We start from the raw sequence: 13,365 nt of genomic DNA on the forward strand, positions 1-13,365 counted from the left end.
TCGTTCCGCGCACAGAGCTTGCACGCGCAATACGCTCAACAACATGGATATGCGCCAACTCACCGATGAAGACCGGGAACTCATTGCGAAAGCGGAGGAGGCTATTGATGCCAACGCGGACGTTGAAGGTGGGGTGCACACAGTCGGAGCTGCTGTTCGGGATGCTGCGGGGCGTATCCACGTGGGAGTCAATGTCTATCACTTCACGGGTGGGCCCTGCGCTGAGCTCGTCGCGCTGGGAACGGCACGAACATCTGGGGCGCGCGAGCTAACGGCGATTGTGGCCGTGGGCGACAGCGGTCGCGGTGTGAAAGCCCCATGCGGCCGCGATCGCCAAGTCCTTGCCGATTACCACCCCAACATTCGGGTTATTGTCCCCACACCGATGGGGGTCCGAAATGTGTCAATCACCGACTTGCTGCCGTTGGGATTCGACTGGCTAGCCGAAGAGAAAGCGGCCGCTGAAGCGGCGACGGGTTTGATTGCGCGGTAGCTCGTCGTTAGGGGGATCCACCCCCGGTAGGCTCTCGATCACAACCATATGGGGGACAAGTTATGGATCTTGCGATCGCCCTTGGCGTGGCATTCGCTTTGGGCGCTGGAGTCATGTTTTGGTCTTTTCCCGTCGCGAAAGAAGTAAAAATAGCACCGCCACGGTTGCGGCGTCGTGGTTCACGACGAAGAGGCTCAGCACAGAGCCCGTGAGAGTCCGGCTTACAAACAGTCAGCACCCCGTTGCGGCGCAGTGCTCACAACCTCCCCCTGGCCTGGGCCCGTTCTCGACTCGACCGGAGAACGGGCCTTCCTTTGGCGGATCACAAGCCCAGGTCACAAAGGGCGAGACACTTGCTTAACGCAGTTACGGCTGTCAGCGACGGTTGAAAAGTAGGCCAAGAACGGCGGATATCCGTGTCCGAGAATACGGCCACCGGATGCTCCGCACGGCGGAGTTGGACTTCCACATACACGTTCTTCCGCCAGAGACCACTGAGCAGATCGACTACCTCGACCTCCGCGACTGGCTCCGGGTCAGCGCGGCTGACCGTGCACTCTACGAATCCACGAAGCGGATGCTCGCGGCGAACACATGGAGCGATATGAACCACTACGCCGACGCCAAGAGTGCGATCATCCAGCAGATACTGGCCCATGCACGCAACTGGCGAGCAGGACAGCCCACCAGCTGAACCGTCCCCACGTACCCACGTCCCGGCGACGGTTCCACCGATGCAACGGTCGCGGATCTGGTGCGGGGTGTTTTCGTGGCGGGCGGCGAGTAGCTTGTTGCTGTGGATGAGCTGTTGGCGGATCGTGTGACTGTGCCGGATACTGTCGGGCTCCCGTTCCATGTCGGCCGTGACTTAGCCGCCGAGTTTGGCGTCACTCTCGCTAACCCCGATCCTGATGGGCCGCCGATCGGCGGCCTCGCGTGGCCAGGGTTGTTCTACATCACGTCGCAGAACCCCCCTGCGCGCACTGAGCTTTACCTTTGACTCCGTCACAGTCGAGATCGTTGGCTATGGCGAGGCGGACCGCGATTCGCTTCGCCAGTACCTCAGAGCAAGTCCACCGTTTGACGCTCAGGGCGGACGTTCGCTAGATCTATTTGCCGGCTAGAAGAGCGAAATATCCCGGAATCTGCTGCGAAAGACCGGTGGATTTCATCAGGACCACTTCGATGTTCACCGGCCCGTCCGCGATCAACTGCCAGTCCGAATCCGAAAATGTGCGGTGCCGTTCCTGGGCGCCGAAACGCCCGGGGCGGGGCAGGTTTTCCAGGGCGCTCTGCAACTGCCGGGGTATGCTTCGCGGCGTGGCGCCCAGCTGCTGCAGGTAGGCGAGGCTGTTTCCTTGGAAGTTGGTTTCGGCGAGTAACACCCGGCCGCTGCGCCCGATGACGGTTCGCAGGTTGGCAGCCAAGCTGGACTGCTTGTCGGGTTTCAGGACGTGAAAAACTCCGCGGACAAAAACGTTGGCAGGCCCCATCCACTCCAACAGGTGCTCTCCCGCACCTACTTCCGCAGCATCCATGACCATGAAGTCGGCGTTCTGGACGCCTTCAGTTTCCCTCCTCGCCAACTCGACCGCGCCGGTTGAAACATCGATGCCGAGAACGCTTGGAAAAAGACCAGCAAGCCAGCGGGTGTAGGTGCCGTTGCCACACCCAACGTCAATCACCGGAAGAGCCGGATCAAAGTGGGCTACGACGGCGTCGGAGTACTGCGCATGCTCGGTCCGGGATCCGGAGTCCCACAGCACGTCTCCGGAACGGCCGGTGGTGTGGATTCCGCGCCAGTACCCATCCCACGCGGCCGCCGGGTCTCTCGGCACCCGGGAAGTGAGGCGTACTACTGTTGGGACAAGCAGCATCTGTTCCCAAAGCTTTGACATGCCCTAACTCTACCGACGCTGCGCGAGACCCCGGAGCCGATCCAGTACCTTCGCGGGCGGCAGCGGGTGACTGTAGTAATAGCCTTGCCCGTAAAGGCAACCCATGGCCTGCAACTGGATCGCCTGCTCGGCGGTTTCGATGCCTTCCACGATCGCTTTCAGTCCCGCAGAGGAAATCAGCTGAAGAATGGCAGCAATGAATTTCAGCTGCTGCGGGTCCGAGCCCATGTCCTGAATCAGGGATTGGTCGACCTTCACCGTGTCCGCGGGAAGCGACCGGAGATAGCTGATGGACGAATAGCCGGTACCGAAGTCGTCAATTTGCAGCCCCACGCCCATGTCCCGCAGCCCGCTGAAGACCTGTTCTTCCGCCGTTCCCCTGGACATCAACACGGTCTCGGTGATCTCCAAAACCAAACGCCGCGGAGGCACGTGATGCCGGTCCAGCGTATCCCTGATGTCCTCCAGCAGATCGCTGCGAAGCAGTTCGGCAGCGGAAAGATTGATGTGCAGACGGAAGTCCGTCAGGTCAGGTGCGGTTTCGCTCCAGCGTCTCATCTGGGCGACTCCTTCATGCAGCACCCACCGCCCCAGCTCTAGGATCAGGCCGGTTTCTTCCGCGATGCGGATGAAGCTGTCCGGCATAATAATTCCGCGCACGGGATGATGCCACCGAAGGAGGGCTTCGATGCCTATGACCCTGCCGGAGGCCAATTCGACCACCGGCTGGTACCGCAGTGCCAGTTCGCCGCCGGCAACAGCGCTACGCAGTTCGGCGGTTATGCGTGAGCGTTCCCGGACAGCCTCGAGCATATCGGGGTGGAAGAGCTGGACGTTGTTGCGACCCTGCTCCTTCGCCTGATACATGGCGATGTCAGCATCGCGCATCAGCGCCTCGGCCGGATACCCCGGCGTGCCGATGCAAACCCCGATGCTGGCCATTGCCCAGACCGTTTCGGTTCCGACACGCACACTGTCCTGCAGTTGCTCGGATGCCCGGTGTGCAATTTGCAGGATCTCTTCTTCCGTGGCCTCAGTGATGACGATGGCAAATTCATCCCCACCCAGACGGGCCACTGTATCGGCAGCCCTGACGGCGGACCGGAGACGCTTGGCAACCTCGACCAACACGGCGTCACCGGCACCATGGCCCAGAGTGTCATTTATGGCCTTGAAAGAATCCAGATCCAGCACCAGCACGGCCGGGGCTTTCCCGCTGTCCGCACTGGCCAGGATTGCCTCCTGGATCCGCTCGTTGAGCAGGGTCCTATTCGCAAGGCCTGTTAAGGCATCCGTCTTGGCCATCTGTTCCAGCTCAGCCTGCGCTCGCCCTAACATGGCCGTACGGTCGGCAACCCGCCGTTCCAGATCCGAATAAATATGGTCAAGTTCCTCCGCGAGCAGGTTGACACCCGTGATGACAGCATCGATGTCATCCCTACGTTCCGAAGTTTTCATGCGTGTGTCCAGCTCACCGGCAGCCAACCGGACAATGCCCTCCACCAACTGCTGCAGGCGCGGGTCCTCAGCGGCCTTTCCCGAGCTCATGACGTCCAAAGGTGCAATCCACGACGGGAAGTCTGGCCCTTTGCAGACCCCGGCTGAAGAACTGGCAACTGCCCCGGGGTCGCCCTGAATCGATCTGTCACGTCCTGAATCCTGCGGTCACCAGCAACCTCGGATGTGGGCCCACTATCGATACTCCGCCAAGAGGAGTACCCACCCGAAGGCGCCTGCCAGCCCGACGGGCGGTCAGTAACCCTGCCGGTTGGCCGGAACGTGTCGGGAACCGCCACCGGCGGTTCCCCGCTCGAAGGACAGACGCCCGGTGTGGCCCTCATCTCGGCAGGCAGCACTTCCCGGCGCTCACGCACGGGCACTAAGCCAGGCCAAGGCCTCGCTGCGCGATGTAAAAAATTGAGTCGGACAAGGCGGGACGTGCACACCGAGGAAGAAGTTCGCCAGGACCCGATCTACAGGCGATTCGCCTAACAGAGCAATGCGTGAGGCGCTGCAAGGAATGGACCAAACAGCCCTGGCCTCACGGCTAACCGAACCGACTGCTGCCATATCGACGAGCATGGGATGCTCTTCCTGCTGGCAGACCTCGTTGACTTTCGCCATCGCTGCCCGAGCGTCCTCGACCTGAACGTGGACCCCGGGCAGCCAGCGCAGATGGAGAAGCCCGCCATCAGTCATTTCAATGCTGAGCTTTGCCTCGTTTGCAGCGACCGGATCCACCACCACGTGTCCTCCCCCGAGCACGCCGCCGAACCATTCAGCCGCTCCTCAAAGGTACTCGGGTTCATCGATTTCTCCCGTCACGAGGACGGTAAGTTGCAGGCCGAGAGCGGTTCTTGCCTCTGCAGGCACGGAGGATGCAATTAATTAGCGAGTATCCAAATGCCGGGTCCAATACCGATCAGGTATGCAGATTACCGATCTCACAGCGGCCCTGAACGAATTACGACTGAGCGACCTCTCACGGGACATCCGAAGCTCCTACACGGCAAAAAGCTGGGGCCTGTCTCCCGACGTAGCTGTGGGCGGAGTGGCCCCGGGCTGCTCCCCAAGGTTCGCTTTTGTTTATCGCGGATCGATTGTTGGTCACGACGCCAGATGCAGAATCGAAGGTTACGCCGGTCGACTTGACGAACGAGTATCCGAACGGTGACGTCGTGAGCTACCTTACGACCGCCTACCTCTGCCGCCTTGCCGAGGAACTGCCAGTCCTCGAAACGGAGGAGTCGACCGCTGTCGTCTGGTTCTTTCCCCTCCAGATCAACAGCTCGATCGGTTCGAATGGGTAGATCGAGTCATTGACGACATCGGGCCCAGCTTGAACGGGCTCGATTCAGCCCAAACGGTACCCTCTCACGCGATCACTGAGGAGACAGCAGCCTGGACATCACGTTTACCGCGCTCGACCTGCCAGCTGACCACGCTGCACTGATGCAGTTCATGATGTCTGACGAGTTCCCCTTCCACGTGAACGCCAGACCGTCCCGCACGGATCTCGAGCGAAAGACCTCCGAGGGAGCATGTGGCGGCCCCGATCACGCGAGCTTCTGGGTCCAGTCGGAATCCGAAGGGCGCGTAGGCCTCGTGATCCTCGAAGACCTCCTCGACGACGCACCCTTGTTCGACCTGCGGCTATCCGCGAACGCTCGGGGCCGCGGGTTGGGCGCGCCCATTCTGCAGGCCCTCACCGCCGATGTATTCAAGCGATGGCAATCGATTCGAGGGGCAGACCCGCGAAGACAACATCGCGATGCGTAAGACTTTGCGTCGCTCAGGGTCATCAAGGAAGCTCACTACCGCGAGGGCTGGCCCGTGACCGGCGCGCGCCCGTTGGCATCAGCCGCCTAAGCGATTCCTCGTCAAGATTGGGGATCGGGCGAGACCACAAACTTCGTTTGGGCAGATCTCACCGTCTGAGGGATAAACCGTCGTGGACATAGCGACGTTTCACCTGGTGACTGCGTGACGCGGTCACGGTTCCGCTGCTGAGGGACTTCCGTCAGGCCTGGACGGCCGAGCCTGTCGTGCCAGACTCTCTGGATGGACCAGGCAAGAGACACGGAACTCGACACCATCCTGATCGGTGGTCGTGAGCAACGGGCGATCGTCATCGTCGATTACAACGACACTTGGCCTTCGAAGGCAGCTTCCATGGCGCGCAAGATCCAGGACTCCTTGGGCCCAGCTGCGCTGTCGGTCGAACACATTGGTTCGACCTCAGTCTCTGGCCTGGCTGCGAAACCGGTGATCGACATGTTGCTTGTCGTGGCCGACATTGACGACGAAGAGTCCTACCTTGTGCCATTGGAATCCATCGGGTTGCGGCTCCGTGTCCGAGAACACGGCCACCGGATGCTCCGCACGGCGGAGTTGGACTTCCATGTGCACGTCCTTCCGCCAGAGACCGCTGAGCAGATCGACTACCTCGACCTCCGCGACTGGCTCCGGGTCAGCGCTGCAGACCGTGCACTCTACGAATCCACGAAGCGGATGCTCGCGGCGAACACCTGGAGCGACATGAACCACTACGCCGATGCCAAGAGTGCCGTCATCCAGCAGATACTGACCCATGCACGCACCTGGCGGGCAGGCCAGCCCACCAGCTGAACCGTCCCCAGGGAACCACGTCCCGGCGAAGGTTCTCTTTCGGTGACACTGGACCTACTGGTCCTTGATGCGGAGGTTCTCGCCTGCTTTGCTCCAGCCCTCTCGATTGGGCATGCCATCCTGCACAACCATGACTTCAAATCCTGGCGACTTCATGGTCGTCATACTCTGGCCGCACGCGCCTTGCCAGTCGGTGGCCGTCCTATAGGCGAGCAGGCAGACCGGGAAGTCGCGCCCTCGTGCCAAGTACAGCCGCGTTTCGTCAACGGCACTGACAAACCGCAGGCTGTCGGCGTCGAAATCCTCTAATGCGTAATCAGGAAGGCCACTAGGGACGGCATCCTCAGCGCTGGGCGTACTACGCAGGTCGGAGAAGCCCTCGGCCGGTGCACAGCCCATCAGTGTGAATACCGTGGCCGACATTGCGACTAGCCACACAAACGTCCATTTGCCGGCCATTTTTCTCCCCTGATTGAGGCAAACCTATCGGTTTGCGAAATCAAGCCACAAGGTGTCCTTGGGCGGGTAGCGCCCTGGCCTTTTGCGCGAGACGCTTCCCCTGGCTTGCAATCGGCAGCGCGTTGCCCGGGGCCGCCACCGGGTCGTAGGCTCGCGCTAGAAAGGGCAATCGAATGCCCGCGAGCCGAGGGATGGTCGAGATGGAATTCGGTTCTTTGTCTTGGTGGAACTTTTGGGTAGTCGTTCAGGTTTTCCTTGTGGGTGGGATCATCGTGGCTCTGGCGCTCGTCATTCGCTGGGGACGGCGCAGGAGCGCGATTCTTGAAGCAAACAAATCAACAAAAGGTCAGGGAGGCACTGGCCCAGGAAGGTAGTGGGCGGGAGGCGCCCCGCGTAGGGTTCGGCTACGGGCCTTGACTCTGTAGGCCGGCGATTTCTTCCTTCCAGTCTTCAACCGCTTACCCGGTGTCGGGAAGCACGTACTTCGTTAAGGAGGGGGGGTGCGAATGCAACTGCAAAGACCGACTTTCCCCGTGCTCCTCGCCGTGACTGCGCGGTCGTGGATCCTCGGCATTCCGTCCATGGCCCTCATGGCCATGGCTGCGCTGCAGTTCGCGTTCATCTCACATGCGGGTATCGGTGAATCCTGCTATCAGAATCCCGAGCTAGGCAATCTGGCTCTGCCATCGGCAGGCTGGACCGCGAACGGTGCATTTTCGTTCTTTCCCGTCGGGGTCCGATGCTCCTATTTCACGAGCGACCGCGAACTTCTCCTTGTGCATACCCAGTCGAGCGTGTGGGACTGGGGAATCACGTTCGCCGCGATCCTCGGAGTCATTGGCGTTGCGCTCTTCCTGACCGCCCGGTTCGCCACTCGACGAACCTGGCACGCATCGCTCTGAAGAATCAGACCCGGACCGTCTCGATGGAGGTTCGACCTGTGGGTAGGTCCTGAGCTGGAGTGGGAGGATCGAAAGGTGCGACGTCTTTCCAGTCTCGAGGACCACTTCCGGATCACCGAGATCGAGCGAGCCGCTGGCGAAATGTTCCGCAACATCAACATGGCGATAGTCGCCGATGATCAACCGATCAACAGGCAGGATTTCCAGCACTTCGTCACGGACCATGGAGCGTTTGTATGGCTGGTCGACGGTGTGATCGTCGCCTACGTGCTCCTCGAGCAGGTGGACGGAGCTGCCCATATTGAGCAGGTCACGGTCCACCCGGAGCACGCGTGTCAGGGCATCGGAGCGCAACTGATTGTCCTGGCTGACTCTTGGGCACGGGAACGCGAACTCCCCGCTGTGACACTGACCACATTCCGAGACGTTCCGTGGAACGCGCCATACTACGAGCGCCTCGGCTTCCGTGCTTTTTTGCCACGTGACTGGGGCCCGACGATGAGCGCTCGAATGGATTCAGAAGCTGCGCGAGGGCTCGAAGCCTGGCCGCGCGTGGCGCTGATCCGACCCGTGAGCAAACTCAGCACACCAGAAGCCAACGTTCACGAGTAATCGCCCGCACGGCGTCGGGCTGCCGGTTTGAGGGCTATCGGTTTGCTTGGCCGAGCGCCTCAATCAATTGGAACCGCTCCAGCACGACGAGCGTGTCGTCATCGACTGTGAAGGTTGGGCTGTTGAGGAAGGCCCGCATCTCCGTGCTGTGCCAGAAGGCTTCGTGACCGCGGCGCCAGGCTGCTACGGAGACGAATCCTTCGCCCTCGTTGTGCGCATGCTCGAGGCCGACGTCAGCGAGTCGGACAATCTCGACCCCAACTGTCTGAATGGTCGCCACGGCGAAATTGTGTGAATCAACGACCGTCTGCGTGTTCCCGATGACCGGCAACGGTTCGTCCTCTATCGAGTACTCCACGCGGGTCGAGCTTGTCGATGTCTTTGTGCCGGCCAGGATTGAGGCGACCAGCCGATCCCGAAGTGGGCCCGGAAAACCGTACTCAGCAATCTGGAATTCTCCGTGGTCAGTCATGGGGTGATTTTACGTGCCGAGGCTCGCGACCCTGTGCCGTAGGGCGTTCCACAATGAGACCCCAGCTGCACTCGCGAGACCGAATGGCCTGACGGCTGAATTTGAGTCCCAAAGGATCCGGCTTGCGGACAGGGTAGCCGGGAATTGGATCCGGTTCGATCCGTAGGATCACCCTCATGCTCCCAAACGCTGAACTCGCAGTGCCGACGGCCGAAGACCTTGAGCTCGTTGAGCTCGCAAGAGAGGTCATCGACGCGAACACGGATGCCGGAGCCGATGAAGATGGTGCACACACTATGGGCGCGGCAGTTCGAGACGCCGACGGCCGTATGTTCGCTGGGGTGCATCTGTTCCACTTCCCCGGCGGTCCGTGCGCCGAGCTGGATGCACTGGGCGCGGCGCGTGCACAGGGCGGCCGAGAAATCAAGACAATCGTCGCTGTTGGCAATCACGGACGCGGCGTTGTCGGCCCGTGCGGGCGTGACAGGCAGGTCCTTTTCGATTACTACCCAGGCATCAGGGTGCTTCTTCCGACCGCCGAGGGCGTTCGCGTCGCCACAATTGAGGCCTGATGCCGTTTGTCGCAGCATGGACCATGTAAGGCGGCACTCAGCAGTTCGACGAGGAGCGCTTTCGCTAACGTCGAGCGGAATTGAGTGAGGTTCGGGGATGGAGACGAATCCAAGCTGGTGAGGCGGTCTCTGCCATCGCGCAACTATTCTGCGGAGAATCCGCCCATTGCCAGGGAGTGTCGGAGACCGACCCGAACGGCGGGCCACTCACTTTGAATAATTGAAAATACGACGGTGTCCCGAAGGGCACCGTCTGGTCCGACGGAGTCGCTGCGAAGTACCCCGTCCTGCTTCGCGCCCAATGCCGCAATCGCTTTTCTCGATTGGCGGTTGTGCCAGTGAGTGCGAAATTCCACCGCAATGCAGTGCAAGTCGTCGAAGGCGTAGCCCAGCTGCAAAAGCTTGGCCTCTCGATTCACCCCTGTGCCCTGAGCGCTTCTGGCCAGCCACGTCGATCCAATTTCCACTCGCGGGGCAGCGGCGTTCGGATTCATGAAGGTCGTCATGCCGACTATCCGTCCCGTTGATGTAAGCCGGGTGGCCCAGGGCAGGACAAGCCCCTGTGCGTGAAGACTGAGCCGGCGGGCAACCTCTCCAGCCATCGACTCGGGGTGCGGTACCGCGGTGTACCAAGCACGCCAGAGTTCATCCTCGTCCGCCGCCACACACAAATCACCCACATGATCCAGAGAGAGCGGTTCAAGGGTCACGAGCGCACCTGTGAGCGTGCGCGGTACAGAGAGATCCATGGTTTGACACTAAGGCACCTCGGAAACCGTGAGCTTCGCTTTCCAAAGACCGCTCGCGATCGGCGGGTAGCATGCCGGTCCTGTCCCTCGACAATGAGAACGCATCCTTCCTGCAGGTACGACCAGAACGACATGCATCGGATGCCCTGATGCTGATCATGTTCGGTTTCGAGGGCCAAACCGCGAGACATCCGCCCGGCGTAAGGTGCACCGCATGATGCCTACGGTGCCGATCCTTGTCCCAGCGGCATCGGCCCACGTCCGCGAGGTAGAAATCTCGCTATAAACCGAAGTCGTGCCAGACGCGGACAGCACCCCAGGGCCGGCCCTAGTCCCAGAGCTACTGATCACCTCTCTCGAGGCGAGCCTGGATTTCTGGTGCCGCCTTTGCGAATTCGTGGTGCTCTACGACCGCCCCGACGCGGGGTCTGCCTACATCACCAGCGGCACGGCGCACATCATGCTCGAACAAAGAGGATCAGGACGGAACTGGATACCTGCCCCGCTGGAGCCGCCTCTCGGCCGCGGGATCAACTTACAGATCACTGTGGCGTCGATACAACCACTGTTAAGTGCTCTTGAGGGCGCGAGCTAGGCCCACTTCATGGAGCCGGAGACGAAGTGGTACCGGACCGGCACGACCGAGGCCGGCGTTACCCAGTTCCTGGTGCAGGACCCGGATGGATACTTGATCCGATTCCAAGCGTCTCTGGGCCGCAGGCTCGCCGGGCCTGGCACCCGCTAACAGCAGCCGGACGCCGCCCTGTAGGAGCAGGCTCACGCTTGGACGGTGGCTCGAGAACTACTGTGGAACGCATGACTTCAACGATGCCGATCCTTGTCTTTGCGACATCACCGACGTCTGCTGAAGCCAAGGTGGTGTCACATCGGTACTATGAGGACATTGTGAGTCGCTACCACGGGCGCCCCGCCTCTCGACAGGAGACCCTGGACGCCCAGGCCGGATACCCCAGTGACGACCTGGTCGCACCGCTGGGCATCCTTCTGCTGGCCCGCCAAGGAGCCACCGTTCTCGGCTGTGCAGGAATGCGGCTGCGCCCCTGCGACATCGGCGAGGTAACCCGAGTCTTCGTGGAACCGGCGGCACGGGGTTTGGGCGTCGGACGCCTTCTCATGAAGGAACTGGAACGCGAATCCCGCGAATTAGGACTCGATGCATTGCAGTTGGACACACGCACGGACCTCGTCGAAGCGCGAAGCCTGTACGCGTCCCTTGGCTACATCGAAGGAGCGCCGCACAACACGGACCCATACGCGAACCACTGGTTCCGGAAAGAACTGGCGTAAATTCCGATTCTTGAGGGCCAGCGAAGGACTTAGTCGGTTTACAGTACCCGGTCAGGGTTTGGCCCCTGACACAGGCTGCTCAGATTTAGATCTTTGAAGTTCCTTGGACGAATCGGCGCCGGAGCTTGTGGCTAGCACGGAGCTTCTGAGGGCACTGAACCATCTAATCGATGGGCGATGATCGCGGCGTGGGACCGCTTGCCCGGATCGGTTCGGGTGTTCACCGCGTGAACGTGAAACCCTGCGGCCTCGAGCTGCGTGCTCATCTCTCCGATCGGCCAGAAGTAGGCGGTCGTAACGGCGTGTGGAAACGGCTCGACGGTGTCGCCCGCGAAGAAACCGAGGAGGAGGCTGCCTCCAGGAACAATACAGCGGGCGAACTCGCGCAAAACCGCCGGCAAGTCACTCGGGGCAAGGTGGATAACGGAATACCACGCAAGAATTGCAGCTGTGTATCCGTCTCGGACCTCGAGATCGCACAGTGATGCGACTCGAAACGGGACCGTCGGGAATCTTATTCTCGCTCGCCCGATGAACGCCTGAACTTGATCGACACCCTCCACATCGACACCACGCTGCTTGAGGAAATCGGTCCAATGTCCAGGACCGCACCCCGCGTCGATGACCGCGCCCTGCAGGTCGCGCGCCCACTGGGCGACAAGCCGCTGATCGGCTTCGTGCGTGTGAGCCATCGATCCGAGCAGCGCCGTGTATTCCTTCGCCCGACCGGCGTATGCATCCCGAACCACATTGCCAGTCATTGGTCCGAGTTTAGGAGAAGCCATGTAGACGTTCCGCTCCTGAGCGGCGGTCCTGTGATCTCAACGGATGGGCTGTCCGTTGGCTCGTGCCATGGATGAACACATGACGCATCATGTGTCGTGCGGATTGCTCGTACGCCCGGGGCACGTTTTCCTCGTACACCGATCACCATCGAAAGCGTGGTTCCCCGATGTCTGGGACCTGCCGGGAGGTCACGTCAAACCAGGCGAGAGTAGTCGACAGGCTCTCGTGAGAGAACGTCGAGCAGAATTGGGCGTGGAGATCACCCCACCTGATGGAAACGCTTTGCTAACGCGTCGAACAGCTGACGCCCTCCTGGAGGCGTGGAGGGTCAACGGGTGGGTCGGCAACATCGTCAATGCGGCGCCCGATGGACACGACGCTTCAAGCCGGTTCAGTTTGGACGAGGCGACGTCTTTGGACCTAGCTGATGATGAGCACCCAGCGCTTTTCAAACACGTGCTGACCTAATCCCTGAGGTACCGGTCCCCACCTGCCGGCCCGGAATTTGTCAAGGTGAATGAGGCCAGCGTGAGTTTAGGCGGCTAGTTTCGGCTCCACGTTTTGAGCTTCGGTTGGCTTGTTGATCCAGGCCGCGTCGGGGGTGGCGAGGATCTTCGGGTCGCAGCTGGTGCTGAAGCGCTCGGGGTTTCGGGCGCGCGCGGTGGCGAGGGTCGCCGCCCGCTCGACGGCCTTGCCGGCGGCGAGGCCATAGTGGACGTCGGCAGGGGTGTTGAGCCCGATGCCCGTGTGCCGGTGGCTGTGGTTGTAGCCCTCGACGAAGGTGTTCATGAAGCGGCGGGCATCGCCGAGGGTGCCGAAGCGTTCCGGGAACACGGGGGCGAATTTCAGCGTCTTGAACCACGACTCCGAATAAGGATTGTCGTTGCTGACCCGGGGCCGGGAGTGCGACTTGGTGACCTCGAGATCTGAGAGGAGCGCGGCGACGGTCTTGCTCGTCATCGACGTGCCTCGGTCGGCGTGGACGA

The 13,365-nt window shown here is 61.1% G+C and carries 17 protein-coding genes; 9 read left to right on the plus strand and 8 right to left on the minus strand.

The window, feature by feature from the left end:
- The first annotated feature begins 43 nt into the window (after window positions 1-43).
- Window positions 44-493, plus strand: a complete 450-nt coding sequence (locus tag E3O22_RS09845; RefSeq protein ID WP_166784615.1) for a cytidine deaminase — start codon at window positions 44-46, stop codon at window positions 491-493.
- Window positions 494-878: 385 nt separating this feature from the next.
- Window positions 879-1,187, plus strand: coding sequence for a GrpB family protein (locus E3O22_RS09850; protein ID WP_370448387.1), 309 nt, complete (start codon window positions 879-881; stop codon window positions 1,185-1,187).
- 415 nt (window positions 1,188-1,602) lie between these two features.
- Here E3O22_RS09850 and E3O22_RS09855 read toward each other — a convergent pair whose 3' ends face one another.
- The 3 genes from E3O22_RS09855 to E3O22_RS09865 form a co-directional block, all read right to left on the minus strand.
- A complete protein-coding gene (locus E3O22_RS09855; RefSeq protein WP_134393614.1) occupies window positions 1,603-2,391 on the minus strand; it encodes a class I SAM-dependent methyltransferase in 789 nt (262 codons plus the stop codon).
- Window positions 2,392-2,400: 9 nt separating this feature from the next.
- On the minus strand, window positions 2,401-3,939 hold the full coding sequence (locus E3O22_RS09860) for a bifunctional diguanylate cyclase/phosphodiesterase (protein WP_134393631.1): 1,539 nt from the start codon (window positions 3,937-3,939) through the stop codon (window positions 2,401-2,403).
- A 318-nt stretch (window positions 3,940-4,257) separates the two neighbouring features.
- Complete coding sequence (locus E3O22_RS09865) at window positions 4,258-4,632, minus strand: STAS/SEC14 domain-containing protein (RefSeq protein WP_370448388.1); 375 nt, start codon at window positions 4,630-4,632, stop codon at window positions 4,258-4,260.
- Window positions 4,633-5,039: 407 nt separating this feature from the next.
- Between E3O22_RS09865 and E3O22_RS15920 the strand changes: the two genes are divergently transcribed.
- Both E3O22_RS15920 and E3O22_RS09875 read left to right on the plus strand, forming a co-directional pair.
- A complete protein-coding gene (locus E3O22_RS15920) occupies window positions 5,040-5,201 on the plus strand; it encodes a hypothetical protein (protein ID WP_166784616.1) in 162 nt (53 codons plus the stop codon).
- A gap of 751 nt (window positions 5,202-5,952) precedes the next feature.
- Complete coding sequence (locus E3O22_RS09875; protein ID WP_134393615.1) at window positions 5,953-6,519, plus strand: GrpB family protein; 567 nt, start codon at window positions 5,953-5,955, stop codon at window positions 6,517-6,519.
- A gap of 54 nt (window positions 6,520-6,573) precedes the next feature.
- Here the strand turns inward: E3O22_RS09875 and E3O22_RS09880 are convergent, their stop codons facing one another.
- On the minus strand, window positions 6,574-6,978 hold the full coding sequence (locus E3O22_RS09880; RefSeq protein WP_134393616.1) for a hypothetical protein: 405 nt from the start codon (window positions 6,976-6,978) through the stop codon (window positions 6,574-6,576).
- Between the two features lie 506 nt (window positions 6,979-7,484).
- Here E3O22_RS09880 and E3O22_RS09885 point away from each other — a divergent pair.
- Complete coding sequence (locus tag E3O22_RS09885) at window positions 7,485-7,880, plus strand: hypothetical protein (RefSeq protein WP_134393617.1); 396 nt, start codon at window positions 7,485-7,487, stop codon at window positions 7,878-7,880.
- Between the two features lie 75 nt (window positions 7,881-7,955).
- Entirely contained in the window at window positions 7,956-8,492 is a 537-nt protein-coding gene (locus E3O22_RS09890; protein WP_198410595.1) for a GNAT family N-acetyltransferase, read from the plus strand.
- Between the two features lie 34 nt (window positions 8,493-8,526).
- Here the strand turns inward: E3O22_RS09890 and E3O22_RS09895 are convergent, their stop codons facing one another.
- Window positions 8,527-8,964 (minus strand): ASCH domain-containing protein, encoded by a 438-nt coding sequence (locus tag E3O22_RS09895; RefSeq protein WP_134393618.1) that lies wholly within the window; start codon window positions 8,962-8,964, stop codon window positions 8,527-8,529.
- A gap of 176 nt (window positions 8,965-9,140) precedes the next feature.
- Here E3O22_RS09895 and E3O22_RS09900 point away from each other — a divergent pair, with 176 nt between their 5' ends.
- A complete protein-coding gene (locus E3O22_RS09900) occupies window positions 9,141-9,536 on the plus strand; it encodes a cytidine deaminase (protein ID WP_134393619.1) in 396 nt (131 codons plus the stop codon).
- A 143-nt stretch (window positions 9,537-9,679) separates the two neighbouring features.
- Here E3O22_RS09900 and E3O22_RS09905 read toward each other — a convergent pair whose 3' ends face one another.
- Complete coding sequence (locus E3O22_RS09905) at window positions 9,680-10,285, minus strand: GNAT family N-acetyltransferase (RefSeq protein WP_134393620.1); 606 nt, start codon at window positions 10,283-10,285, stop codon at window positions 9,680-9,682.
- Window positions 10,286-11,101: 816 nt separating this feature from the next.
- Here E3O22_RS09905 and E3O22_RS09915 point away from each other — a divergent pair.
- A complete protein-coding gene (locus E3O22_RS09915; RefSeq protein ID WP_134393621.1) occupies window positions 11,102-11,593 on the plus strand; it encodes a GNAT family N-acetyltransferase in 492 nt (163 codons plus the stop codon).
- A gap of 131 nt (window positions 11,594-11,724) precedes the next feature.
- Here E3O22_RS09915 and E3O22_RS09920 read toward each other — a convergent pair whose 3' ends face one another.
- The gene (locus E3O22_RS09920; RefSeq protein WP_134393622.1) at window positions 11,725-12,354 is read right to left on the minus strand and encodes a class I SAM-dependent methyltransferase; all 630 of its coding nucleotides are present in this window, start codon (window positions 12,352-12,354) and stop codon (window positions 11,725-11,727) included.
- A gap of 103 nt (window positions 12,355-12,457) precedes the next feature.
- Here E3O22_RS09920 and E3O22_RS09925 point away from each other — a divergent pair, with 103 nt between their 5' ends.
- Window positions 12,458-12,847, plus strand: a complete 390-nt coding sequence (locus E3O22_RS09925; RefSeq protein WP_198410597.1) for an NUDIX domain-containing protein — start codon at window positions 12,458-12,460, stop codon at window positions 12,845-12,847.
- Between the two features lie 66 nt (window positions 12,848-12,913).
- On the opposite strand, the gene E3O22_RS09930 is transcribed toward E3O22_RS09925, so the two are convergent.
- The coding region (locus E3O22_RS09930; RefSeq protein ID WP_166784618.1) for an integrase core domain-containing protein at window positions 12,914-13,365 on the minus strand (452 nt) is incomplete at its 5' end.

It is taken from the genome of Cryobacterium sp. TMT2-18-2 (assembly GCF_004402245.1).
In the GTDB taxonomy this organism is placed as follows: Bacteria; Actinomycetota; Actinomycetes; order Actinomycetales; family Microbacteriaceae; genus Cryobacterium; species Cryobacterium sandaracinum.